At 40.6% G+C, this 25,584-nt stretch carries 23 protein-coding genes and 1 tRNA gene; 16 read left to right on the forward strand and 8 right to left on the reverse strand.

Annotated elements, in window-relative coordinates:
* The first annotated feature begins 198 nt into the window (after positions 1–198).
* Entirely contained in the window at positions 199–2,133 is a 1,935-nt protein-coding gene (locus MB09_RS01580; RefSeq protein WP_045079101.1) for a M1 family metallopeptidase, read from the forward strand.
* 76 nt (positions 2,134–2,209) lie between these two features.
* On the opposite strand, the gene MB09_RS01585 is transcribed toward MB09_RS01580, so the two are convergent.
* Complete coding sequence (locus MB09_RS01585) at positions 2,210–4,045, reverse strand: M56 family metallopeptidase (protein ID WP_045079102.1); 1,836 nt, start codon at positions 4,043–4,045, stop codon at positions 2,210–2,212.
* A gap of 2 nt (positions 4,046–4,047) precedes the next feature.
* Positions 4,048–4,413, reverse strand: coding sequence for a BlaI/MecI/CopY family transcriptional regulator (locus MB09_RS01590; RefSeq protein WP_045079334.1), 366 nt, complete (start codon positions 4,411–4,413; stop codon positions 4,048–4,050).
* Positions 4,414–4,606: 193 nt separating this feature from the next.
* Between MB09_RS01590 and MB09_RS01595 the strand changes: the two genes are divergently transcribed.
* Positions 4,607–5,182, forward strand: coding sequence for a PhnA domain-containing protein (locus MB09_RS01595; RefSeq protein WP_045079103.1), 576 nt, complete (start codon positions 4,607–4,609; stop codon positions 5,180–5,182).
* A gap of 1 nt (position 5,183) precedes the next feature.
* Here the strand turns inward: MB09_RS01595 and MB09_RS01600 are convergent, their stop codons facing one another.
* The 3 genes from MB09_RS01600 to MB09_RS01610 all read right to left on the reverse strand — a co-directional run bounded on the left by MB09_RS01600 (position 5,184) and on the right by MB09_RS01610 (position 10,234).
* The gene (locus MB09_RS01600; protein WP_045079104.1) at positions 5,184–6,935 is read right to left on the reverse strand and encodes a tetratricopeptide repeat protein; all 1,752 of its coding nucleotides are present in this window, start codon (positions 6,933–6,935) and stop codon (positions 5,184–5,186) included.
* Complete coding sequence (locus MB09_RS01605; RefSeq protein WP_045079105.1) at positions 6,935–8,713, reverse strand: TPR end-of-group domain-containing protein; 1,779 nt, start codon at positions 8,711–8,713, stop codon at positions 6,935–6,937. The genes MB09_RS01600 and MB09_RS01605 overlap by 1 nt, the downstream gene beginning before the upstream one ends.
* Positions 8,714–8,845: 132 nt before the next feature.
* Positions 8,846–10,234, reverse strand: coding sequence for a dipeptidase (locus tag MB09_RS01610; RefSeq protein ID WP_045079106.1), 1,389 nt, complete (start codon positions 10,232–10,234; stop codon positions 8,846–8,848).
* Positions 10,235–10,305: 71 nt separating this feature from the next.
* Here MB09_RS01610 and MB09_RS01615 point away from each other — a divergent pair, with 71 nt between their 5' ends.
* The 3 genes from MB09_RS01615 to MB09_RS01625 all read left to right on the forward strand — a co-directional run bounded on the left by MB09_RS01615 (position 10,306) and on the right by MB09_RS01625 (position 11,679).
* Positions 10,306–10,998 (forward strand): aspartyl/asparaginyl beta-hydroxylase domain-containing protein, encoded by a 693-nt coding sequence (locus MB09_RS01615; RefSeq protein WP_045079107.1) that lies wholly within the window; start codon positions 10,306–10,308, stop codon positions 10,996–10,998.
* Complete coding sequence (locus MB09_RS01620) at positions 10,998–11,492, forward strand: hypothetical protein (protein WP_045079108.1); 495 nt, start codon at positions 10,998–11,000, stop codon at positions 11,490–11,492. The genes MB09_RS01615 and MB09_RS01620 overlap by 1 nt, the downstream gene beginning before the upstream one ends.
* A 105-nt stretch (positions 11,493–11,597) precedes the next feature.
* Positions 11,598–11,679, forward strand: a tRNA-Leu gene (locus MB09_RS01625).
* A gap of 35 nt (positions 11,680–11,714) precedes the next feature.
* Here MB09_RS01625 and MB09_RS01630 read toward each other — a convergent pair.
* Positions 11,715–12,755, reverse strand: coding sequence for an endonuclease/exonuclease/phosphatase family protein (locus MB09_RS01630; protein WP_084709007.1), 1,041 nt, complete (start codon positions 12,753–12,755; stop codon positions 11,715–11,717).
* A 99-nt stretch (positions 12,756–12,854) separates the two neighbouring features.
* Here MB09_RS01630 and MB09_RS01635 point away from each other — a divergent pair, with 99 nt between their 5' ends.
* The 6 genes from MB09_RS01635 (at position 12,855) to MB09_RS01660 (ending at position 18,343) form a co-directional block, all read left to right on the forward strand.
* Positions 12,855–14,321 (forward strand): T9SS type A sorting domain-containing protein, encoded by a 1,467-nt coding sequence (locus MB09_RS01635; RefSeq protein WP_045079336.1) that lies wholly within the window; start codon positions 12,855–12,857, stop codon positions 14,319–14,321.
* Between the two features lie 279 nt (positions 14,322–14,600).
* The gene (locus tag MB09_RS01640; RefSeq protein ID WP_045079337.1) at positions 14,601–15,995 is read left to right on the forward strand and encodes a pyridoxal phosphate-dependent decarboxylase family protein; all 1,395 of its coding nucleotides are present in this window, start codon (positions 14,601–14,603) and stop codon (positions 15,993–15,995) included.
* Positions 15,992–17,257 carry a BaiN/RdsA family NAD(P)/FAD-dependent oxidoreductase gene (locus MB09_RS01645; RefSeq protein ID WP_045079109.1) on the forward strand — a complete coding sequence of 422 codons (1,266 nt, stop codon included), beginning with the start codon at positions 15,992–15,994 and terminating at the stop codon, positions 17,255–17,257. The genes MB09_RS01640 and MB09_RS01645 overlap by 4 nt, the downstream gene beginning before the upstream one ends.
* Before the next feature lie 58 nt (positions 17,258–17,315).
* On the forward strand, positions 17,316–17,561 hold the full coding sequence (locus MB09_RS01650; RefSeq protein WP_045079110.1) for a hypothetical protein: 246 nt from the start codon (positions 17,316–17,318) through the stop codon (positions 17,559–17,561).
* A complete protein-coding gene (locus MB09_RS01655) occupies positions 17,551–17,820 on the forward strand; it encodes a type II toxin-antitoxin system RelE/ParE family toxin (RefSeq protein ID WP_045079111.1) in 270 nt (89 codons plus the stop codon). The genes MB09_RS01650 and MB09_RS01655 overlap by 11 nt, the downstream gene beginning before the upstream one ends.
* Before the next feature lies 1 nt (position 17,821).
* Positions 17,822–18,343, forward strand: coding sequence for a DUF1697 domain-containing protein (locus MB09_RS01660; RefSeq protein ID WP_045079112.1), 522 nt, complete (start codon positions 17,822–17,824; stop codon positions 18,341–18,343).
* A gap of 9 nt (positions 18,344–18,352) precedes the next feature.
* On the opposite strand, the gene MB09_RS01665 is transcribed toward MB09_RS01660, so the two are convergent.
* Positions 18,353–18,559, reverse strand: a complete 207-nt coding sequence (locus MB09_RS01665) for a hypervirulence associated TUDOR domain-containing protein (protein WP_045079113.1) — start codon at positions 18,557–18,559, stop codon at positions 18,353–18,355.
* Positions 18,560–18,947: 388 nt separating this feature from the next.
* Here MB09_RS01665 and acnA point away from each other — a divergent pair, with 388 nt between their 5' ends.
* The 5 genes from acnA to MB09_RS01690 all read left to right on the forward strand — a co-directional run bounded on the left by acnA (position 18,948) and on the right by MB09_RS01690 (position 24,971).
* Positions 18,948–21,728 carry an aconitate hydratase AcnA gene (acnA, locus tag MB09_RS01670; protein WP_045079114.1) on the forward strand — a complete coding sequence of 927 codons (2,781 nt, stop codon included), beginning with the start codon at positions 18,948–18,950 and terminating at the stop codon, positions 21,726–21,728.
* A gap of 81 nt (positions 21,729–21,809) precedes the next feature.
* Positions 21,810–22,136: a hypothetical protein gene (locus MB09_RS01675; RefSeq protein WP_045079338.1), complete on the forward strand. Its 327-nt coding sequence runs from the start codon at positions 21,810–21,812 to the stop codon at positions 22,134–22,136.
* A 72-nt stretch (positions 22,137–22,208) separates the two neighbouring features.
* The gene (locus MB09_RS01680; RefSeq protein WP_045079115.1) at positions 22,209–23,276 is read left to right on the forward strand and encodes an NADH:flavin oxidoreductase/NADH oxidase; all 1,068 of its coding nucleotides are present in this window, start codon (positions 22,209–22,211) and stop codon (positions 23,274–23,276) included.
* An 11-nt stretch (positions 23,277–23,287) separates the two neighbouring features.
* Positions 23,288–24,289 (forward strand): LLM class flavin-dependent oxidoreductase, encoded by a 1,002-nt coding sequence (locus MB09_RS01685; protein ID WP_045079339.1) that lies wholly within the window; start codon positions 23,288–23,290, stop codon positions 24,287–24,289.
* Positions 24,290–24,326: 37 nt separating this feature from the next.
* A complete protein-coding gene (locus tag MB09_RS01690) occupies positions 24,327–24,971 on the forward strand; it encodes an HAD family hydrolase (protein ID WP_045079116.1) in 645 nt (214 codons plus the stop codon).
* A 222-nt stretch (positions 24,972–25,193) separates the two neighbouring features.
* Here MB09_RS01690 and MB09_RS01695 read toward each other — a convergent pair whose 3' ends face one another.
* Positions 25,194–25,577, reverse strand: a complete 384-nt coding sequence (locus MB09_RS01695; RefSeq protein WP_117624760.1) for a transposase — start codon at positions 25,575–25,577, stop codon at positions 25,194–25,196.
* Positions 25,578–25,584: the final 7 nt, after the last annotated feature.

The following is a 25,584-nucleotide window of genomic DNA, read 5'->3' on the forward strand; positions in this document are numbered from 1 at the left end:
AAACGTACATTTTGAATAGCTCGTCAAGCCCATATCCGCCGCGGCGGACACAGGTTCGAGTCCTGTTCCCGCTACGAAGGAAACCTCCTTTTTTTGGAGGTTTTTTTATGCCCTTTTACCTCCACAGTGACAATTCTTTAACAGCATTTTTACATTGCATTTAGTACATTAGCCGTTTATTTTTAAAACTGAACACTAATGAAGTATTTCACTTGCAGTCTCTTGGTTTCACTGCTCCTCACCACTGTTTCATTTAACTTATTTGCGCAGGAAGTAAAGCCCAACAATCAACCCCTTTTCGACAATTTCTCATATAGACAAGGGAATGTGTATCGTACCGCCTCGGGAAAACCAGGGCCGGAATATTGGCAAAACTCGGCCGATTATAATTTGGAAGCCACGCTTGATGATAAAACGCACACCGTTTCAGGAAATGTAACTATTCATTACACAAATAATAGTCCGGAGACCTTAGATTTTATTTGGTTATATCTTGAACAAAACCGTTTTACTGAAAACTCCCGTGGAACTTTGACCACTCCAGTTCAGGGCAATCGTTACAGTGGCGACGTGAAAGGTGGTTTTGAATTGAAAAATGTTTCGGCAAAAACCAAGACCGGAACTTCTTCAAAACATATAATTACCGATACGCGTATGCAGCTTTGGTTGGATAAACCTTTGGAAGCCAAAGGAGGTAAGGTTGAAATAAAAATGGATTTCAAATTTAAGGTTCCCGTGGAGGGAATGGACCGTATGGGCAGACTGGAAGTAAAGGATGGAACTATTTACGCCATTGCACAATGGTATCCTCGAGTTGCGGTTTTTGATGATGTGGTTGGCTGGAATACTGATCCCTATTTAGGAGCAGGTGAGTTCTATTGCGAATATGGAAATTACGACGTGAAAATTACCGCACCAGCCAATCAAACGGTAGTATGTTCCGGGGTTTTACAAAACCCCAAAGAGGTACTTACAAAAGAACAGCAAACCCGATGGGCACAAGCTGAGAAAAGCAATAAAACCGTTTACATCATAAAGCCGGAAGAAGTTGGCAAGCCTGTTGCTTCTGTGAAGTCAGATGGCATGCTCACCTGGCATTTTAAAATGGAAAACACCCGCGATGTGGCCTGGGCGGCTTCCAAAGCATTTATTTGGGACGCCGCGCGCATGAATCTGGGCGATGGCAAGACAGGATTGGCACAATCAGTTTACCCAAAGGAAAGTGATGGCAATAATGCCTGGTCGCGCTCAACGGAATTCACAAAAGCTTCGGTTGAATTTTATTCAAAAACCTTTTTTCCTTATCCGTACCATAACGCAATTAATGTAGCGGCTAGCGTGGGCGGTATGGAATATCCCGGCGTTAGTTTTTGTCACTACCAAAGTAAGGGCGAGGATCTTTGGGGCGTTACCGACCACGAATTCGGCCACAACTGGTTCCCAATGATCGTGGGCAGCAACGAGCGCCGCTATCCGTGGATGGACGAGGGTTTCAACACTTTTATAAACCATTATAGCACCGTGGCTTTTAACAATGGGGAATTCCCGACAACTACCGATAGCCCGAAAAACTTGGTACGCTATTTAATGTACGAAAACCGTGAGAGCATTGATACCTATCCTGATGTGGCCAATGCAATGAATTTGGCTTATACCGCTTATTACAAACCCGCAGTGGGTCTTTACTTGCTTCGCGAATATATTTTGGGCGGGGAGCGTTTTGACAATGCCTTTAAAAGCTACATTCACACTTGGGCGTATAAACATCCGCAACCGAATGATTTTTTCAACCATATGGAAAACGTGGCGGGCGAAGATCTTTCCTGGTTTTGGAAAGGGTGGTTTTACGGCAATGGCAATATAGATTTGGGTATTTCTGAAGTGAAATCTTACAGCGGAAATTATTTGATTACAGTTGAAAACGATGGGCAAATCCCGATGCCGGTGCAGCTTCAGGTGATTTATGATGACAATTCAAAAGAAGAAATCTCGCTTCCCGTTGAAATCTGGCAGCGCGGCAATAGTTGGACGCACCTTTTAAAAACAACCAAACAAGTACAGCGCGTGGTTTTGGATCCCAATAAAATGCTGCCCGATGTAAATGTTTTGAACGACACTTGGAATAAACTTTAAAAATTCCAACAAAGAAAAATGCTTCCAAACTATAAATTTTGGAAGCATTTTTTTTAAATAATATTTGGTAATTAATTTAGCATCCGCCTAAATGAACTATCGGATATTGGCTTACATCTATAATAACCTCATTTGTGCTTTTTTTCACCATTTCAATCGCTTCGTCTGTGCTGTAATTATGTGGGCCTATGTAAAAAGTAGCTCCCCGTTTCCCCAATTCCTTTACATATTCCACCGGGTCTGCAATTGGCGCTGGCGGAGCCTCGGGAGCCATATATAAGTTTCCGTTTTCTGCGGAAGGCATTCTTTGGTTATCCTTTATTGCAATCTTTTTTTTGTCAAAAGGCTCTTCGTACAAATGAACTGTATTTTCCTCTTTGCTGATATAGATTCCTATATTATTGTTTTTATCAAGTAACTCATTAGCTTTTTCAAAAGTGATTCGCTCTCCTTTATAGTAATAATTCGCTTCACTGAACTTTTTATTGTCTTCTTCTCTAGAATAATTTTGCTTCTGATTGCATTCCGGAAAAGGTTGGGCTTTTGCCCGCTGCGCAAGTGTCATTTTTTTATAAATGATTTCCAAACGTTCCAAATCCTTCTTTCTGATGATTCGTTCTTCAATGTCAACCGCATTGTATTTTTTCGCCAGTTTATTGTACTCGGCTATTTCTGCTTTAGTGGCTTCTGTGACGTCATTACTTGCCAGAGGGGTATTTCCTTTTCCAAGTACTATCTCTTGATTAGGGGTAACCATACGGTAAAAGCCGTATTCTTGCAATGAATCAAATATGAATTTTACTTCTTCACTTGGAATATCAGTGTTGCTTTTTACGTGAATATTCAAAATTTTATTACGAATTGCAGGACTTATATCTTGATGAAAATTCTTTACGGTTTTTACAAATGTTTGTTTGGTAGCAACTAAACCGTTTATGTTATAAGTTCCATTTTCTAAAATTTGAATGTCAAGATTCCGAGTGGTCATTTGTGAACTCTCTGGGAAAACTTCCGCATCTGCTTTTTGGTGGGTTAATTCAGTTGTTGTTTTAGTTTTTTGAACAACTTTATTTGTGCTAAACCCATAAATCAATACGGAAAGCAAGGGCAAAAGCAAAAGGCTTCGAAACCAAACGGCTCTTTTGGAGGTGCGTGTTTTCATAAGTGTAAATCGTTTTTTGATTGATGAATAATTCAGTGAATGCGCCAGTGAAGGCGTAGCTGCATTTGATGAGAATGCAAGTAATATTTTTTGATAGTCAGAAGTTTTGGCACCTGCGTTCAAAACGGCACGGTCCGCCAAAAATTCGTGGTTCAGTTTGATGCTTTTTTTGATGAAATGGAACAACGGGTTGAACCAAAACACGATCTGCAATATTTCAACAAAAATAATGTCCAAACTGTGTTTTTGGCGCGCGTGTGTTTCTTCGTGAAATATGACTTCCTGCGGTATTTCACGATTTTCGAATTGCTGTTTGTTCAGAAATATATAGTTGAAAAAAGTATGTGGAATGACGGTTTCACTTAAAAGTACATTTATAAAAGGGGTGTTTTTATATTTTGGGTTTTTTCGAATTTGTTGGATTAATCCAAAAAGATTTCTGAAAAATTTTATGCTGAAAAACAGCACCCCCAGGCCATAAAACGTCCAAAGTACAAAAGGCCAATAATTGAGGGTTTGCTCAACTTCGGTATAATTCAATTGCGGAGTTACTTCGGAATAAATTGGGACGATGGACGAAACTTCCACATAACTGGTAAAAGTGATAAGCGGAATTAGAAAAGCGGCCAATAAACTCCCGAACAGATAAAAACGCTTAAAAGTGTGCATGGAGGTGTTTTCCAAAACAACTTTATAAAAAGCGAAAAGGACGGCAAGAATGGCGGCGGATTTCAGTAAATATAGTTCCATAACTACTTCTTTTTAATTTCAGAATCTATCAATGTTTTAAGGGCTTCCAATTCTTTTTTGGATAGATTGGTCTCTTCGGTAAAGAAAGAGGCAAATTGCGATGGACTGTTGTTGAAAAAGTTTTTGATCAAACTATTGACGTGTTTGGAGAAATAGTCTTTCTTTTTTACCAGGGGAAAGTATTCCCGCGAACGTCCAACTTGTTCGTAGTCCACAAAATTTTTGTCCTGCATCCGTTTCAAAAGCGTGGCAACGGTTGTGGTTGCGGGTTTTGGCTCGGGGTATGCATCTATTAAATCCTTCATAAAGGCGCGTTCCTGTTTCCACAAAATCTGCATTAATTGTTCTTCTGAATTTGATAAAGCCATCATTGAAATCTATTTGTATTCTACAAACGTAGAACAAATATCTCAATTCTACAAATGTAGAGGCGAAAAATTTTCTAAACAGCAAATCCCAAATTCCAAAAGATCAATCTAAACCTTAATATTAGCGCTCTGTTTCGATTTCTGTTTCGATTTCGATTTCAAAAAGAATATCTTTGAGCCAAATTATTTTAAGATGCGTTTAGAAAAAGAATTGCAGCACCGAAGCGACAACAAATGTGAACTTTGCGGTTCCGAAGAAAATCTTAGTGTTTTTGAAGTGCCAAACTCCCCAACTGATGTTGCCGATACAAGTATTTTAATTTGTGAAACTTGCAAAGATCAAATAGAAGACCCCGAAAAAGTAGATCCCAATCATTGGCGCTGCTTAAACGATAGTATGTGGAGCACCGTGCCAGCCGTGCAGGTTATGGCGTGGCGTATGCTCAATAGGCTTAAAGCCGAAGGCTGGCCACAGGATTTACTGGATATGATGTATGTGGAGGACGAAACCAAGGAGTGGGCAAAAGCCGGTCTTGCTGAAAATACCGGAAAAGCAATAGTGCATCGCGATAGTAACGGCGTTATTTTGGAAGCGGGCGATTCTGTGGTTTTGATTAAAGACTTAAAAGTGAAGGGTAGCAGTATGGTTGCCAAACAGGGAACGGCAGTTCGCAGAATTTCCCTGGATCACGAAAACGAAAAGTACATTGAAGGTAAGGTCGATGGGCAACAAATAGTAATTATCACTGATTTTGTAAAAAAAATATAGATTAATATTTATAGTCCAATTTTTTCATAAACTCCTTGAAACGAGTTTCGTTTCTATAGGCTTCAAACATAGGTTCGTTTGGCAATTCTATTAACCCAAGGTCATTGTACGTCCGGGCTTTTTCCAGCCAATAGTACATTTTTTCTTTATCTTGTAGTACTGCATAGGTTCCTGCAATTTGAAAGCTCCAAGCTTTTTCATATTCATTGATCATTTTAGTCAACGCGGCATTGGATTTTTCCTCATCACCCAATAAATGGTATACTATAGCTTCTATGTGTAACCTGAATCCTTCCAAAGGTTCTTTTTTTATGACTTCTAAGGCTTCTTTATATCTTTTCTGGTTCATTAATATTAGCGCATATAATGAGTATGCAACATCTTGATTGGCATTTAAGTCAATAGATTCCTTTATAGCTATTTCGGCCTCCTTGAATTTTTTCGCCATATAATAGGTGTTGGCTAGACTGTAATAATTGCCAGCATTTATGGGGTCGAGTGTAATTACTTTTTTGTGGATTGCAATGGCCTCTTCTGTATTACCACGCAACAGCGCTACTTCTGACGCCCTGTGGAGGGCTGTTTCATTATTGGGCTCTAAGCGCAAAGCCTTTTCGGCGAGTCTTCCGGCTTTTCCGATATCATTTTCATATTCCAAAGATAACAACGACAGGAAGGCATAAGTTTCTGCATAGGTGCTGTCTGCTTGTATGGCTTTTTCTGCCACTTGATATGTGAGCTTTTTAGCCTCTTCATAATCAATAATTCCAAAATTATTTTTTGAGTGATATATATTGCCCAATGTTATTAAAGCTGGAGCATAAGTGGAATCTATAGCCAAAGATTTATTCAATAATTGTTCAGCTTTGAGCAAAGATGAATCGTCAAAATTATTGTGAAATATATGCCTGCCTTCCAAAAATAGGGTATAGGCATCGGTATTTGGTTCTTCTGTCTTCGGAATTATTTTATCCAATATCCGCAATTGAAGGTTTTCAGCTACTGCTTCGGCAATTTCATTTTGGATTTTAAAAATGTTTTTTAGTTCCTTTTCCCAACTCTGGGACCAAATATTGTTGTCGCCTTTAGTTTCAACAAGGTTTACACTTACCCTTATAACGCTGTCTTGGGAACGCACACTGCCTTCAAGAATATAGGCCACTTGCAGCGTCTTGGCTATTTCTGACAAGTCCATTGCTTTATTTTTAAATGAAAAGGCGGAGGTACGCGAGGTAACCTGCAGTTCGTTTATTTTAACGAGCGAGTTCAGCACCTCTTCTGCCAGGCCATCGGCAAAATAACCTTGCTGTTTGTTCGGTGACATGTCTGAAAAAGGCAAAACGGCTATGGATTTTTCAGGATTCGTTTCCAGAGCTATGGCGGGTTCGTTTTTTTGGGATCGCAACCTAAACCTATCTACAAACAATAAAATTATCGCGAGCGCCAAAAAAGCAATGATGAAAGTATTGAGTTTTTGACCCGTTTTTTGGGTTATGGATTTTTCTTTGGGAACGTTCCTGGTTTTTTTGATGCCATCGGCCGTAATTTCAAAAAACCATGAAATACAGACCCAAACCGGGAGCAGGACGATCAAAATGATTAAAATCATTTTTCCCACCCAAACGGGCGCATTAATAATAGGGGTGAGTATGGCTATGACCTGCAGCAATACCCACGAAAACACCAAATATGAAACGGTGCCTTTAAAGACATTTCTTCTTCTCAGCTCGTTAAAAAAATTATTTAGATTCATTATTTACCGTTTTCAGTTTTAGGAAAGCCCATTTTGTCAATGAATTTTTGCCATCTTTTATCGGAGTGCAGATTCCGAAAGCGGGGTTCGGATAATACTTCGTTCAACCCAACATCGTGTACCTCGTACGCCTTATTCAGCCATTTGAAAGCATTTTCGGTATCATTTCTAAAGGAATAGCTTTCTGCAATTTGATAGGCCATATCATTGGTGTATTTTGCTATGAGTTCCTGCATATAGGCATCAGATTTTTCCATATAGCCCAATTTATAATATATGTCGGCATAAATTTGCAGGCTCCATCCTTCATCTTCTTCTCTTTTAATAGCTTCCAAAGCGGCTTCAGTTCTGTTTTGTTGCAATAAGATTCGCGCGTAATAATAATGCACTGCATAGCGATTGGGCTGTAATTCTATACACTTTTTGGAAGCTGCCACGGCTTTGTCTAACTGGTCCGCACAATAATATGCATTCATCAACTGATAATAGGAGTCGGGATTTAGGGGGTCTAAACTTGCTGAATATTCCTGAAGTCTAACGGCACTATCCACCTTGCCCAAAGCCAGTGCAAGCGTAGATGTAAGGCTTATTATTTCAGGATTTGAGCCGTCCAGTTTTAGGGCTATTGCATTTAATTGTTGGGCTTTGGTAAAATTCCACTCATAGCTTAATTCAATATCTGCCAAATATGCATAGGCCAAGGCATTTTCAGGATCTATCTCCAATACCTTATTTGCCGCTTCCTTGGCTAATGTATATCCTTGCTTAAAACCTAAGGTTCCGTTATTGGCTTGGGTTTCATACACCCTTGAAAGTAGCAGCCAGGCTGGTACATACTTATTGTCTATTTCCAATGCTTTTTTCGCCAGGGATACGGCTTCTACGAGTTTCTGTTCATCGCTGGAAAAATTATATGCGTGCACTGCCTGTAAATAAAGTTTATAGGCTTCGGGATTGGTTTTTTTCGACTTGGGAAGCGGTTTTGAATCCAACAAATTTAGCTCCAGTGCTTTTACCACAGCTTCGGAAACCTCGTCCTGTATTGCAAATATGTTATCCATATTTCTATCATACGTTTCAGACCATAAGTGCTTATCTTCTTTTGCTTCAATAAGCTGTGCGGTAATACGCAGTAAGTTTCCAGATTTGCGTACGCTACCTTCCAAGACATACGTAACGTTTAGTTTTTCTGCAATTTCGGGAATCTGTAAGTCTGAATTTTTAAAAGAAAAGGTTGAGGTGCGGGAAGTAACTTTCAGATTTTTGATCTGCGATAATAAATTCAGAAGTTCTTCCGTAAGTCCATCCGCAAAATATTCGTTGTCGTTTTTTTCAGAAAAATCCTCAAATGGAAGGACCGCAATGGTTTTGGAATTCATTGCTATGGGAAGATTAACGAAAGTATTGTTATTTTTTCTGTCGGTTATAATAAATCTGTCAATAACCAGAACAACAAGAATAAGCGCTAATATTCCAATTATAATTTTATTGAGTTTTTTTCCAGTCTTTTTTCGGATGGAAGCAGATTCGGCTACTTTACTGGTTCGCTTTAAACCAGTTGGTGTAAATTCAAAAATCCAAGTAAGCAATAAATATATAGGAAAACCTATCAAAAGCAGGTAAAATAAGCTTTTGGAAATCCAAAGTGGCATTTCCGTAATATCCTTCAACAGTGCAGCAATGCGAATAAGGAGCCATGACACCACTATATATGAAATGGCTCCCTTTATTACATTGCGCCGCTTTAGTTCATCCCAGAAACTTTTGCCCCTCTTCACAACTCAAAATATTTGGTTAGCTATATTGAATCCTAAAGGTAGCGAATTTATTGATTATCAGTAGTTACACTTAAGGGGATGCAATCAGGGGATTTTAAAATGCCTTTAAATGAAACTTAGCTTATATGAAAATTACTTGCTCAATTCGGTGAAATAATGATAAAACTGCGGAATGGTTTCAATCCCTTTTAAATAGTTCCAAATCCCAAAATGTTCGTTGGGCGAGTGGATGGCATCACTATCCAAACCGAAGCCCATTAAAATGGTTTTGCTTTTCAGTTCTTTTTCAAACAGCGCAACAATTGGAATACTTCCGCCACTTCGCTGCGGAATCGGCGTTTTTCCAAAAGTTTCTTCGTACGCTTTTTCAGCAGCTTTATAGCCCAAACTATCTATTGGCGTAACGTAAGCCTGTCCGCCGTGGTGCGGTTTCACTTTTACGCGAACGCCTTCGGGGGCGATGTTTTCAAAGTGTTTCTTGAAAAGCTCGGTAATCTTTTTCCAGTCTTGGTTAGGTACCAAACGCATGCTTATTTTCGCAAATGCTTTGCTCGCTATCACTGTTTTGGCACCTTCGCCAATGTAACCGCCCCAAATTCCGTTTACGTCCAAAGTTGGGCGGATACTATTGCGTTCGTTGGTAGAATATCCCTTTTCGCCATAAACGGCGTCAATGTCCAAAGCTTTCTTATAATTTTCAAGGCTGAAGGGTGCTTCCGCCATTTTCTCGCGTTCTTTTTTGGAAAGTTTTTCAACATCGTCATAAAACCCCGGAATGGTGATATGATTGTTTTTATCATGAAGCGATGCAATCATTTTTGTCAAAACGTTTATCGGGTTTGCCACTGCGCCTCCGTACAATCCACTGTGCAGATCACGGTTTGGTCCGGTGACTTCCACTTCCACATAACTCAGGCCACGAAGCCCCGTTGTTATTGATGGAACGTCTTTAGCAATCATTCCCGTGTCGCTGATTAAAATAACGTCGTTGGCCAATTTCTTTTTGTTTTTGGTAACGAACCATTCAAGGCTGCTGCTGCCAACTTCCTCTTCACCCTCGATCATAAATTTTACGTTGCAGGGCAGTTGGTCGGTTTTGGTCATATATTCCAAAGCCTTTACGTGCATATACATTTGGCCTTTGTCGTCACAACTTCCACGGGCGAAAATGGCGCCTTCGGGGTGCAATTTTGTTTTTTTTATGACCGGCTCAAACGGCGGACTGTCCCATAAATCCAACGGATCTGGCGGTTGCACGTCGTAATGGCCGTAAACCAAAATGGTCGGCAGTTTTTTATCAATTATCTTTTCGCCGTAAACAATGGGGTAACCGGGCGTTTCGCAGATTTCGACCGAATCGCAGCCTGCTTTTTCGAGTTGCTTTTTTACGGCTTCCGCAGTTTTTAAAACGTCTTTTTTGTAAGCTGAATCGGCGCTGATGGAAGGTATTTTCAACAGTTCGATCAATTCATCCAAAAACCGTTCTTTGTTTTTTTCAATATAAGGTTTAGCACTTTTCATTCTGATATATTATTTTTTCTAAAAGTACTAAAAATGCCGTAATTTGGCAGGTGAACCAACGCTTTCATTTTATGAAAACTGCTTTTTTGAAATTGCCTTTTCACTTTTCGGAAGAAAAACTTTTGGATGATCTAGCGATTTGCAAAAACTATAATTTCACTTCACACTTCAACAAAAATGATTATTCGGGCGATTGGACTTCTATCTCTTTACGCTCCGAAAATGGCGAAATGAACAATATTTTTGCGCTTCCACAGACCGAAAAAAAATATAGGGACACGGAGTTGCTTCAAAAATGCACCTATTTCAGAGCAATTATCGATTCTTTTGAATGCGAAAAGGAATCAATCAGACTTTTAAATTTAAAACCCGGAAGCGTAATCAAAGAACACACAGATTATAATTTGGGCTATGAAGATGGGATTTTCAGAATCCACATTCCAATTACTACTAATAAAAATGTTCATTTTTTTATCAATCATGATGAAGTAAAAATGTTCCCCGAGGAATGTTGGTACGGCAATTTCAACTTACCGCACAGCGTTCGCAACGAAGGAAAAACCGATAGAATCCACTTGGTGATGGACTGTTTGCGCAATGATTGGTCTGATAAATTATTTGCGGAAAGTGGCTATAATTTTGAAGCTGAAAACGTCCAAACTGAATATTCCCGCGAAACAAAACTGCAAATGATTGAACAATTGAAATTGATGGATACCAAAATTTCCAGGGAAATGATACTGCAATTACAAAAGGAGCTTTAATGGAACAGAGGAAAGAACGTGACTCGATTTTGGAACGGATTTTTCAGTTTTTTGATGAAATTTCCATCCGATATAATTTCACCGAAATTGAAACAGAAACCTTTTTGCCGGGCATTCAAATTAAGAATGGAAGCTTGCAAATTGATTTGCAAAAGCTTAAATATCCCGGAGATTTAGTGCACGAGGCGGGACATATTGCGGTAACAAAATCAGAAGAGCGAAATGGTTTAAACGATAACGTAATTGAAAATAATGCAGAAAAAGCCGGTGATGAAATAGCGGTATTGTTATGGTCTTATGCCGCAGCGAAGAAAATAGGTTTGGCTCCCGAAATTGTTTTTCACGAAGACGGTTATAAAGGGGAAGCAATCTGGCTTCGGGAACAGTTTGAGGGTAAAAATTATATAGGTTTGCCGCTATTGCAATGGATGGGGCTAACTGATGTGGAAGGTAAGGATGCCTTCCCCAAAATGAAAGCTTGGCTGCGCGAATAAAAAACCTTCAAAAAATTTTCAAAATAAGTTGGTATTCATTTAGAAGTATTATTTATATTTGCACTCCTTTTACAATATGTCCTAAGTGTTGTAAAGGATTTTGATGCAGGCGTGGTGGAATTGGTAGACACGCTAGACTTAGGATCTAGTGCCGTGAGGTGTGAGAGTTCGAGTCTCTCCGCCTGTACAAAACAAAAGCCCTTCAGAAATGAAGGGTTTTTTTTATTGATTGTCCTTTCCGTTTTCAATCAACTCCTCAATCTCTTCTTTATCATCTCCGTTCAATTTTGGGTTTTTCGGGGTCTGGACTTTTTTTTTATGATGAATTTCATAATACATAGCGAAATGATCACTGCCAAAATTTTTGGAACGGACCATTTTGCCGACGTACAAATCGCGGGTGTGAAAAAGATGGTCCAACGGGAAACGCAAAAAGAAATAATCTGCGTGATAGGTAGAAAAGAAACCCCGGCCCACGCGCGGATCGATCATTCCAGTCATTTTTTTGAAAAGTCGGGTGGTGCGGCTCCAAACCACATCGTTCATATCGCCACAAACCACGGTGGGCTTGTCCAAATCACGAATTCTTTTTCCGGTAAGCATCAGTTCGGCATCGCGCTCTTTTGAAGTTTCGTTTTCGGTTGGGCTTGGCGGCGCGGGATGCAGGCAACAGAAAAAGATAGGAGGATTTCCTTCAAGGGGAAAATCGAAAAAGATTGAAGGCTTGTCATCTTCAATCTGGTATTTCACTTCCACGTTTTTCAATTCCTTTTTTGAATAAAGGTGCATTCCGTAAAAATTTTCCAAAGGCACTTTTACGGTGAACGGATAGTTTTTTTCAATTTCGGAAAGACAATTTTCCCAGTCTTTGTTGCTTTCCATCGTTAAAACCAAATCGGGGTCAAAACGTTTCACTTCATTTAAAAAATCGGGATAGCAGGAATTGGTCTGCAACACGTTTCCCGCTAAAATTGAAACATGCCCATCACTTTCGGCCTGCGATCTTCTTCGAGGGAAAAGAGAACTGTACGGAAATACTTTATAAAGCTGATAAAGCATAGTGGCGCCCAAAGCTACAAGCAATATCCAACTAAAAACAGTAAAATTTTCTTCGAAATACAGAAACAAACACAATAAAATAAGTTGGATAAAGAGCGATTGAAGCCTTACAAAATCTGCCGTACGGAAAAACCAATGTGGGTTTCCCGTGGCCGGAAAGAAGGGGCTGATGATAAAAAAGATTATCAGAATGTATAAAACCATTTTCCAAAGTTAGGTTTTTTCAAAATGCTAAACCGTACAATTCTCTTTTTTGCTAAAACACATATCCCTACTTTTACGCTTTCAAAAAAAACCAAAATCATGAAAAAAATTATCCTCAGTACTTTTTTACTTTTTCTAACTTTTATCGCCTTTGCACAGGATTATACCACTCCAAATACTGGCGTAATCTGGACGCTGGATGACATTGCAGCGGCAAGTCCCACGACCATCACAATTTCCGGCAGCGATTATACCCTTTTGGGAAATCTTACAATTGCGGAAAATGATGCAGTAATCATAGATTCAGACTTGACACTCCTAATTGATGACGCAAAACTCATAACCGTTTTTGGGGCATTTACGGTAAATTCAAATGCGGTAACCATTACGGCTTTGGATGAAAACGCCCCTTACGAAGGTTTCCGTTTTGAAGAGTTTTCAGAAATAGATATTAGAAATGCTGTTATTGATAATGGAGGTGGGCTTCGGGTTCTTACCGAAACTTTTTCGATAGATAATTGCACCCTTACCGATAATGTTTCGGGAGCAACTACAAGTGCGGTTATACAGCTTTCTCGTGGAATGCCACAAATTACAAACAATACCATTTCTTTCAATGAAAATCCCGCAATCGGTTCGGCAGCAAATTCTACCGTTTCGGCATATATTTTCAATAATATGATTGAAGGAAATAACCAAGCCAACAGCAACCGTCCGCAAATAAATTTGGGTCCTACCATGGCCAATGAGTTTACGGAAATTATTCAAAATACAATCATCGGCGACCCTGCTTTGGAACTAGCCGGCGGTATTGCCATTGCCAACTTTGTGGGCGGTAATGTAAACGTGGTTATCGATAATAACATCATTCGCGGCAATCGCTACGGAATTACAATTCTGGGAATAAATGATTCTGCGGAAATCACAAACAACATTATTGAAGACAATAACATTCAGGGCGATCCAAATCTTGGCGGAAGCGGTATCAACCTTAATAGTTCCACCGCGAGTGAAGATGTGATTATTTCGGGCAATGAAATAAGAAGAAACCTTTGGGGAATAACACTTCAAGGTTCGGCATCAGCGAATCTTGGAGACGATGCAAACAATCCCGGTGAGAATATTTTCGCCGAAAACGAAAACGGAGGCCAGGTTTATGCGCTTTACAACAATACCGCAAACCCGATTTCAGCAAAGCATAATTGCTGGATTGAGGGCCAACAAAGCACTGAGCAGCAGGTGGAGGACGTTATTTTCCACAATGTGGACGATCCTGCTTTGGGTCTGGTGACTTTTGATCCATTCCTTTGCGGTATTTTGGGAGTTGCCGATAATGCCGTTGAAAACTTCAGCTTTTATCCAAATCCGGTGAAAAATGAAATCAATTTCAACAATATCTTTTCTTTTTCAACAGTTGAAATCTATGGAGTACAGGGCAATTTGATTTCTTCGGAAATCATTTCTGAAGGGCAAAACAGTTTACCTATAAATCTTCCTTCAGGATTGTATTTTGTGAATTTCAGAAATGATGCGCAAACCGTTACTGAGAAGATGATTGTGGAGTAATCTATAAGTCGAAATATAATTGACCCCAAAGATTTGAAAAAATCGTTGGGGTTTTTTTAAAACTAAATATTTTTCAAAATTTCAGTAGCGCTAAACCTAACAGGTCTCAAAGACCTGTTAGGTTTTTTTTCGTGTTTTATTGTGGTTATTCCGAAAATCCCTTTCTAAAACCGTAATTTTGCAACCGCCTGCCCCTTTTCGGTAGGCCTTCAAAAAAATTCAAAAAACAAACACGTGAAAATTCAGAATAAAGCTACGCTGGAATTGAGTAAAGAGGAAATGAAAACTTATGGTTATGAGGTGGTTGATGCCATTGTGGAACACTTTGCAACCCAGAACGAAAAGCTGCCCGTGGTTTCGGGATCCCGTGAAGAAATGGAAAAATTATTTCTTGAGGATGCGCCCGAAAAACCCAGTGACCCAAGAAAGGTACTAAATTTTGTTTTGGAAGAAGTGATGACCAAAAGTAACATTGTTTCGCATCCAAAATCGTATTCCTTCGTGCCGGGGCCGAGCAATTATATCAGCGCGATGGCCGATAGTTTGGCTTCGGGATTCAATATATTTTCTGGGGGTTGGGCGGCCTCGCCCGCAGCTGCCGAAATGGAAATCGTGGCGATGAACTGGCTGCTGAAAATGTTCGGTTTTCCGCAGAAAAAGGGCGGCGGGATTTTCACCAGCGGTGGCTCTATGGCGAATTTAACCGCATTGGTTACCGCGCGTTCCGTAAAGTGCGGTGATGATTTCAGCAAGGCCGTAATTTATCTTTCTGATCAGGCGCACTCTTCAAACATAAAGGCAATCCGCGTTTTGGGTTTTAGAAAAGAGCAGATTCGGGTAATTCCAACGGATAGCGAATTCAAGTTTTCATTGAATAAATTGAAAAACGCAATCGCAAAGGATCGATTGGAAGGCTTGCAGCCTTTTTGCCTGATTGCAACGGCCGGAACCACCAATACGGGAACGGTTGATCCGCTTGCAGAAATTGCGAAAATCTGTAAAAAGGAAGACATTTGGTTCCACATTGACGGCGCTTACGGCGGATTTGCAATTCTTGCCGAAAACGGAAAACAGCTTTTAAAGGGAATTGAAAAAGCAGATTCACTAACCGTGGACCCGCACAAATGGTTTTTCCAGCCGTACGAAATCGGTTGTTTGTTGATTAAAAATCACAAATGGCTGAAAGGAACTTTCACCGAAAAGCCTGAATATCTACGCGATATTGAAGGCAATACTTCCGAAATAAATTTTTACGACCACGGCATTGAGTTGACGCGCCGTTTCCGGGCATTGAAGTTTTACATGTCAGTAAAAACCTTTGGAATGGGCGAATTCCGAAAAGCGATTTCGTATAACGTGAAATTGGCCGAGGCTACGGAAGCATTTCTTCGAAAAAGCTCCAATTGGGAAGTGATTTCACCCGCAACTTTGGCTGTGATCAACTTTAGATATAACCCGATTGGTAACAAACTTTCAGAGAAAAAACTGGATGAACTGAACCAACGAATTTCCAAAAATGTGGTCGATTCAAAACAGGCTTTGCTTGTAACTACAGTACTTAACGGACAAGTTGTTTTAAGAATGTGTTTGATAAATCCTCGAACAACACTTGATGATGTAAAGGAAACCATCACTCTCTGCGAATCTTTTGCGGAAGAAAAAGTCCTGGCTTGAAACAGGCCGATGTCATAATAATTGGCGGCGGTGCTGCGGGCTTTTTCACGGCAATCAATGCTGCTGAAAATAATCCGAAACTTAAAATTATAATTCTCGAACGCGGAAAGGAAGTGCTCACTAAAGTGAAAGTTTCCGGCGGCGGACGCTGCAATGTCACCCACGCCGAATTTCTCCCAAAAGAATTGACGCAAAACTATCCGCGGGGCGAAAAGGAACTTTTGGGGCCGTTCCACACGTTTATGACTGGCGATACCATTGCCTGGTTTGAAAAAAGGGGAGTGGAGCTAAAAATTGAAGAAGATGGACGTATGTTTCCAGTCTCGGATTCTTCGCAAACGATAATCGATTGTTTTCTTTCCGAAACAAAGCGTTTGGGGGTTGAGATTCTTCTTAATCAATCTGTAAAAGAGATTCAAAAAGAGGCGGATCATTTCACAATAAATACAACTACCGAGACTTTTTCCGTACCAAAAGTTGTGGTTGCAACGGGTAGCAATCCAAAAATCTGGCAATTGCTGGAATGTTTGGGGCATACTATTGTGCCGGCGGTTCCGTCACTTTTCACTTTTAATATTAAGGATGTACGGATTGCTGATCTTGCTGGAATTACCACGAATGCACGAATTAAAATTTTAACGGGTTCCTTCCCCCAATCGGGGGAAGGTGGCTTCCGCCCCCAAAGGGCGGAAGACGGAAGGGGGATTTTGGAAAATGAAGGTCCATTGTTAATTACCCACTGGGGAATGAGCGGCCCCGCAATCTTAAAACTTTCGGCTTGGGGCGCGCGATTGTTGGAGCCTTTAAAATATCATTTCAATATTGAGGTGAATTGGTTAAATAACCTTTCCGAAGAAGAAGTTTTGGATTCTTTAAAGGAAATAAAAAATATCCAAGGAAAGCAAACTATTTTCAAATATGCACAGTTCGACCTCCCGAAACGGCTTTGGCAAAGTCTGGTAAAAGCCTCCGGAATTGCCGAAACCCTTACTTGGGGCGATGCCACGCGGGAAAATCTTCAGAACATCGCAAACCAACTTACCGCTGGAATTTTTGAGGTAAATGGGAAAAGTACTTTTAAAGAAGAGTTTGTAACCGCTGGGGGCGTAGATTTAAAGGAAATAAACTTCAAAACCTTCGAAAGCAGAATTTGCAAAAACCTTTACTTTGCTGGCGAAGTGCTTAATATAGATGCTATTACGGGCGGCTTCAACTTTCAAAATGCTTGGACGGGCGGGTATATCGTTTCGCAAAATCTTTAATTACTTTATTGTTTTGTTATACTGTTTGTATATATTTGATATATATAATCTATATACAATGGGAAAGACAAAAAAATTGATCGAACTGGATGATAAAACGATAGCTATTTTAGAAGACCAAGCCAAAATGAACAAACGTTCTCTTAAAAATTTTATTGAATGGTCTTTAGAAGAAACCGCACTACGTTTGGCAGAGCCAAGTGAGGAATACAAGGCTATGATAGATGTATTAAAGAAACGCGATGCAGAAGGGAAGTTAAAATGGTATAGTTCTGAGGAAATAAAAAAGAACTATGGCAGATAAAATATTCTTTTCGGAGGATGCCAAGCTTGATATTTATAGGGCGAAATGCCAATATGATCTTGCTCAAAAAGGAGATCTGTTCTTAGATGATATCTTTAATACATTAGAAGTTGTAAAGTTGATACCGCAAGCATTTCAGATTAAGTATGATTCTATTCGGGTTGTTGCTTTAGAACATTTCCGTTTTTCTTTGCATTATGAGATCAAGGATAATGAAATAAGAATTTGGAGAGTTTTACACCAACACCAATCCTATTAATATGCAAACCTACATCGCTCTGCTGCGTGGAATAAACGTGGGCAACAAACAGATGAAAATGGCGGACCTAAAACTACTTTTTGAGGAGTTGGGGTTGGCTGATGTTGTTACTTATATACAGAGCGGAAACGTTGTATTTGCATCGGAATCTAAAACCGGTTTAACTGAAAAAATCAGTAAAGGCATACAGAAATCGTTCGGGTTTGAAGTTCCCGTATTGGTAAAAACAGTTTCTGAAATTGAAAGGATTCTTGCCGCCTGTCCATTTTCCGAAGAAAAGAAAAAGGCTTCTTATTTTATCCTGCTCAATGAGCCGCCAGCAAAAAATTTAATGGATAAAGTAAGCCAAGAGGCATACCCCGGCGAAGAATTCAATATTACTGAAAATTGCGTGTATCTTTTTGCTTCCAAAGGATATGGTGTTGCCAAATGCAACAACAACTTTTTTGAGAAAAAACTGGGAGTTGCCGCCACTACCCGAAACTATCGCACCCTCGCGAAACTTATTGAACTTGCAAAATAAGTCTCTTCTTTAAACTTTTGAAAGTGCGGAACCCTTATGTGCCGCAATGTGGTCTGTCTTGTCGCTTTTTATTTCGTACTGTGGGTCGTCCTTGCTGGCATGGTGTGTATAACCTTTGTATTGAAAATCTGAATGGTGTACTTTTATGATTTTCCCAGATACATGGCCAGCTTCTGAGTTCCATTTTACGTGGTCGCCTACCTTATAATTTTTCATGACATTTTTTTTAAATTAATTTTTCTTTTAATCTAAAGATAGGGATTTGTTAGAGTTTTTGGAAATTTTTAGTCTTCGGAAACTTTAAAATAAAATTAAAGATTGGTTTGCGATTTTGCTAAAAAATAGAGATTTTTTGTATTCTGCAAGTTGATTAAGATCTTATTTTGATGACTTTTCAAACGCTTCCCGATATATTGGAAACCTAACCATTGAGGAGTGATTTAGGTTTAAAATGGGAGGAGAAAAGCTTCCGGGATTTTTATGCCCGGGAGCTTTTTGTATTTATCAGGGGCTTGTCCAAATCTGTTAACGCCCTGTTAAACAAATTTCTTTGTGTGCCAAGGTATTTTATATTGACTAAATTTAGTATCTAATTTCTCTAATCATGCAACAAGACATCTACAACCTCAAGAAAACACTGGATACCTCCAAAGAAAAACTTATTTATTACAGCCTTCCCGAACTTGAAAAACAAGGGCATAAGATAAAGCAAATGCCTTTCTCCATTCGGATTCTACTCGAGAATGCCCTGCGAAATTACGACGATTTCTCAGTTACCAAGGAGCATTTGGAAACTGTCCTGAATTGGTCGCCCAAACAAAGTGAAAAAGACGTGGCGTTTAAGCCTGCTCGTGTTTTAATGCAGGACTTTACTGGGGTTCCGGCAGTGGTAGATATTGCCTCACTTCGTGCCGAAATGGCACGCAAGGGTGGGGACGCCTCAAAAATAAATCCATTGATTCCGGTAGATTTGGTGATAGACCACAGTGTGCAGGTAGATTATTTTGCCGCCCAGTACGCTTACCAACGAAATATGGAAGAGGAATACAAGCGCAATAAGGAGCGCTATACTTTTTTAAAATGGGCGCAGAAATCATTTGATAATTTTAGCGTTGTGCCTCCGGGAATGGGAATTTGCCACCAAGTGAATTTGGAGTACTTCTCCAAGGGAGCCATTGCGCGCGATGGCATGGTATTTCCAGATACCTTGGTGGGTACCGATAGCCATACGCCTATGGTAAATGGAATTGGGGTAGTAGCCTGGGGCGTTGGGGGTATTGAGGCTGAGGCCGCCATTCTGGGCCAACCCATCTATTTTATAAGCCCCGAGGTAATCGGTTTGAGACTTACCGGAGACCTTCCTGTGGGTTCCACCGCTACAGATTTAGTGCTCACCATTGCCAACCTGTTACGGAAATACGGGGTTGTGGGCAAATTTGTTGAGGTTTTTGGTCCTGGTTTGGATAATCTTTCGGTTCCGGATAGGGCGACCATCGGGAATATGTCGCCCGAGTTTGGTTGTACCATTACCTATTTCCCCATAGACAATAAAACCTTAGAATACATGCGGGACAGCAACCGCAGCGAGGAACAGATCCAATTGGTAGAGGATTATTGCAAAGCGAATATGCTTTGGAGGCAAGATGAGGAAATGATTAAATACACCGATGTGCTGGAATTGGACATTTCCACTGTTCAGCCAACTGTGGCAGGGCCTAAACGCCCACAGGATAAAATCCTTCTTACTGAGTTGAAGGATAAATTTATTGAACTTGAACACGCTTCCTTCGGAAGAAAATACATAAAACACTCCGAACGCGAAGAGGCCATTACCCGCTGGAAGGAGGAAGGTGGAAGCCAACCGGTAAAACAATCCCACCGTCCGGCGCCCGACGTTGAGATTGAGGCCAAAATAAAGAATGGTTTAAAAACTGTTTGGATTTCGCAGGGCAACGAAAAGTATATGCTTTCAGACGGGGCCGTGGCCATTGCTGCCATTACTTCGTGTACAAACACTTCCAATCCATTTGTAATGATAGGTGCGGGGCTGGTTGCAAGAAAGGCACGAGAACACGGCATCGACGTGAAACCTTGGGTAAAAACGTCCTTGGCACCGGGGTCAAAAGTTGTTACAGACTATCTTGAAAAAGCCGATTTATTAAAAGATTTGGAAGCCTTACAGTTCCATTTGGTGGGCTATGGCTGTACATCCTGTATCGGTAATTCGGGTCCGTTGCCTCCTGAAATTTCTAAGGCCGTGGACGAAAATGACCTAATAGTTACTTCCGTGCTTTCTGGAAACCGAAATTTTGAGGCCCGAATTCACTCGCAGGTAAAAATGAATTTTTTGATGTCGCCTATGCTCGTGGTTGCTTTCGCCATTGCGGGAAGGGTGGATATTGACCTAACCGAGGAACCTTTGAGCTTTGACCGTAATGGCAAGCCGGTTTTTCTGAAGGATATTTGGCCGACGGACGATGAAATTCACGAAGTAATGAAAACGGTACTTACGGCTAAAGATTTCAAAAAGAATTATGACGAAATCTTTGAAGGCAATGAAATTTGGAGAAATCTGGAAGTACCCGATGATAAGTTGTATCAATGGCAGGACGATTCTACCTATATTAAGGAAGTGCCATTTTTCCATAACCTTTCCGACGACCCCAAGCCACTTCAGAATATAGAAGGAGCCCGTGCGCTTTTGGCCCTTGGAGATAGCATTACTACAGACCACATTTCGCCGGCCGGGGCTTTTTCGGAAGATTCCGCAGCCGGTAAATATTTAATCTCAAGAGGTGTGGAGAAGAAAAATTTCAACAGTTATGGTTCCCGCCGTGGAAACGATGAAGTGATGGTCCGCGGTACTTTTGCCAACGTGCGTATCAACAACCAATTGGCAAACAGGGAGGGTGGCTATACCACCCATCTTCCATCGGGAGAGGAAATGACGGTTTATGATGCCGCACAAAAATATATAAAGGATAAAACCCCGCTCATCGTGCTTACCGGCAAGGAATACGGTAGCGGTTCTTCCCGCGACTGGGCTGCCAAGGGAACTTTTCTTTTGGGCGTTAAGGCCGTTCTGGCAGAAAGTTATGAACGCATCCATCGCAGTAATTTGATTATGATGGGGGTGCTGCCTTTGGAATATTTAGAAGGTGAAAGTGCAAAATCGCACGGGTTGACCGGTAAGGAATATTTCAGTATTACGGGCATTGAGAACGATTTGACTCCTTCAAAAAAAGTAACGGTTACTGCCAAAGACGAGGATGGCAAGGAAATTGAATTCAAAGCCATCGCAAGGCTGGATTCTCCAATTGAGGTGGCGTATTACCAAAATGAGGGTATCCTTCAATATGTGTTGCGACAATTTTTGAAGCAATAAATTTGTGATTCGTTAATTCGGGATTGGTTAATTCAAATCCCGAATTAAACAATCCTTAATCCCAAATTGATAAATCCCGAAATGATTCTCCTTGTCCGAGCAAAACTTTTAAGAAAGAATTTCGACGGAATGGCGCTTTGGCCTTTTCTTATTTTAAGACATCACGGCCAGAAAAGGGATGCCGTTTTTTTGAATCACGAAAAAATTCACCTTCGCCAACAAGCAGAATTGCTGTTGGTTTTTTTCTATTTATGGTATGGTATTGAATTTCTTGTCAGGTGGTTCCAATATAAAAACCGGCACCAAGCCTATAGAAATATTTCATTTGAGCGCGAAGCCTATCATCACGAAAGTGATTTCAGTTATTTAAAAAGCAGAAGTATTTTCGGATTTCTGAAATTTATTTAAAAGCCTTGTCCCAAAAAGACATAACGTGGGTGTTTCCACTGGATAATAAACAATAGCAATAAATAATAAAAAATGAGCATCCTCTTTTCCCCCCTAAAAATAAAATCGAAAACCTTTAAAAACCGAATGGTGGTTTCACCTATGTGCATGTACAGCAGTGTTGACGGGTTTGCAAACGATTTTCATCTCGTGCATCTCGGAAGCCGTGCCGTTGGGGGCTCTGCCTTGATAATTCAGGAAGCAACGGCCGTTTCGCCCGAGGGAAGAATTACCCACGGCGATATGGGTCTTTGGAAAGACGCACATATTGAAAAATCGAAACAAATTGTAGATTTCGTCCACTCGCAAGATGCTTTGATGGGAATCCAATTGGCGCACGCGGGCAGAAAAGCGAGCTATCAGTTACCAAAGGATGGTGCTAGAAAAATTGCGCCAGAAGATAAAAACGGTTGGCAAACGGTATCTGCATCCGCTTTGCCTTTTCGCGAAGGAGAGCCAGCCCCGATTGCCTTGGATGCTTTGGGGATTGAAAAAGTAAAAAATGATTACGCCGAAGCAACCCGTCGCGCGGAAAAAGCCGGTTATGATGTAGTCGAAATACACGCCGCCCACGGTTACTTATTTCACCAATTCTATTCACCATTGGCAAACGAACGCACCGATGAATACGGTGGAAGTTTTGAAAACAGAATTCGATTTCTATTGGAAGTTACTGAAGTTGTCCGAAAGGAATGGCCGGAAGAAAAACCATTATTCGTAAGGATTTCCGCGACCGATTGGACCGAAGGCGGTTGGACGGTTGAAGATGCCGTAAAACTTTCAGTTGAACTTAAAAAACTGGGAGTTGATTTGATTGATACTTCTTCCGGCGGAAACGTTCCCAAGGCAACCATTCCCAGCAAACCGGGCTATCAAGTTCCCTTTGCGGCGCAGATTAAAAAAGAGGCAAATATCCTAACGGGTGCCGTGGGCCAAATCACAACCGCCGAGCAGTCTGAGGAAATTTTGAAAACTGGAAAAGCCGACTTGATCCTCTATGCCCGCGAAAGCCTAAGGCAACCGTATTTTCCTTTGCACGCCGCTACTGAGTTGGGGGTAGATGTGGAATGGCCATTGCAATACCAAAGGGCCAAAATATAAACAGGATAAATATGAAAGCTTTGTTACAAAATATCCCTTTATCTGTGTTGGATTTGGTACCCGTTATTCAGGGAAGCAGCCATAAAAAGGCTATGGAAAATAGTTTGGCTTTGGCACAACAGGCAGAGAAATTAGGGTATAAGCGCTTTTGGATTTCGGAACACCACAACGCCGAAAGCCTTGTAAGTTCCGCCACACCGTTGCTGATAGGCTATGTAGCGGAAAACACCAAAACTATCCGCGTAGGTTCGGGCGGGGTTATGCTGCCCAATCACGCCCCGCTTATTGTTGCGGAACAATTTGGGACCCTCGCTACCCTATATCCAGATAGGATTGACCTGGGTTTGGGCCGTGCGCCGGGTACCGATCAAGTTACCGCCAGAGCGCTTAGGCGGGAACGGATAGAAACGGTCAATGACTTTCCAAATGACGTTCAGGAACTTTCAAATTATTTTTCAAAATCCAATTCCCACAGCCCCGTCCGTGCCATTCCGGGGGAAGGCTTGGAAGTGCCGCTATATCTTTTGGGTTCGAGTACGTTTAGTGCCCAACTGGCAGGCGCATTGGGATTGCCCTACGCTTTCGCGAGCCATTTTGCGCCCACCCATCTGCACGATGCACTGCGATTATACCATTCAAACTTTGAGCCTTCAAAACAGTTGCAAAAACCCTATACCATGGCCTGTATTAACGTAGTGGTAGCGGATACCGATGAAGAAGCTGAATATTTGTCCACAAGCATGAAATTATTTATGCTGAACGTAATCCGAAATACCCGGAAACCGTTGCAACCGCCGGTAAGAAGTATGGATGGACTTTGGAATTCCCTTGAAGAGGCGCACATTTCACAAATGATGCAATATTCTTTCGTAGGAAGCACCGAAAGAGTACAAAAAAAATTAAATGCTTTTGTTGCCGAAACAAGGATTGACGAACTGATTACCGTTGCCCATATTTATGACCAACAGGCCAGGTTAAAGTCTTTTGAGTTATTGGCACAACTGAAAAAATAAAAAGTTTGTTTTCTGTACCTTCGCAAAAAAAGCCGATATGCTAAAAGCCGTACTTTTTGATATGGATGGGGTAATTGTGGATACCGAACCTCTGCACCGCAAAGCCTACTTCAGAATGTTTGAGGATATGAAAATTGACGTGGGCCAAGCAATGTATGATTCCTTTACTGGGCAGGCCACCTTGCCTATTTGCAGAACGCTTTGCGGGCATTTCGGCATTTCTGAAAGTCCCGAACATCTGGTTGCAACCAAAAGAAAACACTTTAAATACCTTTTTGAAAACGATAACGACCTTGCGCTTTTGGATGGCGTTCACGATTTAATAAAAGATTATCACAGGAACGGATTGACATTGGTTTTGGCATCTTCGGCTTCCATGCCAAACATCAATCGTATTTTTGAGCGTTTCGACCTCGATAAATATTTTAAGGCAAAAATAAGCGGCGCCGATTTGAAGGCATCCAAGCCACACCCCGAAATTTTTATAAAGGCCGCGGAACTCGCTGGGGAGCAAACGCAAAATTGTATGGTGATTGAAGATTCCACTAACGGCATTGCTGCCGCCAAAGCTGCAAATATTTACTGCGTAGGCTTTAAAAGTCCGCATTCAACCAATCAGGATTATAGTAAAGCGGATAGGGTAATTACCAGTTTTGAGGAGATTGCGTTTGCAAAATTATAAACCTAACAGGTCTTAAATACCTGTTAGGTTTTACATCCTATAAATCCATAATATCTTCCAAGCCAAATACTCTCTAATGGTGCCAATATTCAAAACTATCCTTATCGATTAAATTGAAAATAGTTTGTTTATCAATATTTGAATTTTTATTGGAAACAAAAGCTTTAAATGAAGAATGGGGATATTCTTTGTAATCTTCAGTAAAACCATGCTTAACAGGATTCAAATGTATGTAGCCCAAAATCTGAACCAAACATTTTCATCCATTACCCGCTTCCGTTTCAAATGTTCTTGAAATAAACTGCCACTTCTAGCGTAAGCTTTATTGATTGCTTTCGTATAGGCGTTAAACATATTGGAAAATGCTTGATGGGGTCGGTCTTTATATTTGTGGGAAATAGCATTTCCATCTTTAATTCTCAGTAGAATGTGGAAATGATTTTTCAGAAGACAATATGCGTAAATATCTGCAATTGGAAGAATATACTTTTTCAGTAACTGTAGGAAATAGATATAATTTTTATCTTCAATAAAAATATTCTTTTTATTGTTTCCTCTGTTGAAAATATGATAGGTTGCGCCGAGTTCTATAACATCTTGTTTCATTTTGAGT

Origin of the sequence: Aequorivita vladivostokensis (assembly GCF_000952855.1) — a bacterium.
Taxonomy (GTDB): Bacteria; Bacteroidota; Bacteroidia; order Flavobacteriales; family Flavobacteriaceae; genus Aequorivita; species Aequorivita vladivostokensis.

Coding starts and splice junctions, on each gene's coding strand:
- MB09_RS01600 (WP_045079104.1), bottom strand. CDS start 6,935: ATGAATCTAAATAATTTTTTTAACGAGCTGAGAAGAAGAAATGTCTTT.
- MB09_RS01640 (WP_045079337.1), top strand. CDS start 14,601: ATGAAAACTTATGGTTATGAGGTGGTTGATGCCATTGTGGAACACTTT.
- MB09_RS01660 (WP_045079112.1), top strand. CDS start 17,822: ATGCAAACCTACATCGCTCTGCTGCGTGGAATAAACGTGGGCAACAAA.
- MB09_RS01665 (WP_045079113.1), bottom strand. CDS start 18,559: ATGAAAAATTATAAGGTAGGCGACCACGTAAAATGGAACTCAGAAGCT.
- MB09_RS01675 (WP_045079338.1), top strand. CDS start 21,810: ATGATTCTCCTTGTCCGAGCAAAACTTTTAAGAAAGAATTTCGACGGA.
- MB09_RS01615 (WP_045079107.1), top strand. CDS start 10,306: ATGAAAACTGCTTTTTTGAAATTGCCTTTTCACTTTTCGGAAGAAAAA.
- MB09_RS01690 (WP_045079116.1), top strand. CDS start 24,327: ATGCTAAAAGCCGTACTTTTTGATATGGATGGGGTAATTGTGGATACC.
- MB09_RS01635 (WP_045079336.1), top strand. CDS start 12,855: ATGAAAAAAATTATCCTCAGTACTTTTTTACTTTTTCTAACTTTTATC.
- MB09_RS01630 (WP_084709007.1), bottom strand. CDS start 12,755: ATGGTTTTATACATTCTGATAATCTTTTTTATCATCAGCCCCTTCTTT.
- MB09_RS01580 (WP_045079101.1), top strand. CDS start 199: ATGAAGTATTTCACTTGCAGTCTCTTGGTTTCACTGCTCCTCACCACT.
- MB09_RS01680 (WP_045079115.1), top strand. CDS start 22,209: ATGAGCATCCTCTTTTCCCCCCTAAAAATAAAATCGAAAACCTTTAAA.
- MB09_RS01655 (WP_045079111.1), top strand. CDS start 17,551: ATGGCAGATAAAATATTCTTTTCGGAGGATGCCAAGCTTGATATTTAT.
- MB09_RS01650 (WP_045079110.1), top strand. CDS start 17,316: ATGGGAAAGACAAAAAAATTGATCGAACTGGATGATAAAACGATAGCT.
- MB09_RS01595 (WP_045079103.1), top strand. CDS start 4,607: ATGCGTTTAGAAAAAGAATTGCAGCACCGAAGCGACAACAAATGTGAA.
- MB09_RS01685 (WP_045079339.1), top strand. CDS start 23,288: ATGAAAGCTTTGTTACAAAATATCCCTTTATCTGTGTTGGATTTGGTA.
- MB09_RS01610 (WP_045079106.1), bottom strand. CDS start 10,234: ATGAAAAGTGCTAAACCTTATATTGAAAAAAACAAAGAACGGTTTTTG.
- acnA (WP_045079114.1), top strand. CDS start 18,948: ATGCAACAAGACATCTACAACCTCAAGAAAACACTGGATACCTCCAAA.
- MB09_RS01590 (WP_045079334.1), bottom strand. CDS start 4,413: ATGGCTTTATCAAATTCAGAAGAACAATTAATGCAGATTTTGTGGAAA.
- MB09_RS01695 (WP_117624760.1), bottom strand. CDS start 25,577: ATGAAACAAGATGTTATAGAACTCGGCGCAACCTATCATATTTTCAAC.
- MB09_RS01620 (WP_045079108.1), top strand. CDS start 10,998: ATGGAACAGAGGAAAGAACGTGACTCGATTTTGGAACGGATTTTTCAG.
- MB09_RS01585 (WP_045079102.1), bottom strand. CDS start 4,045: ATGGAACTATATTTACTGAAATCCGCCGCCATTCTTGCCGTCCTTTTC.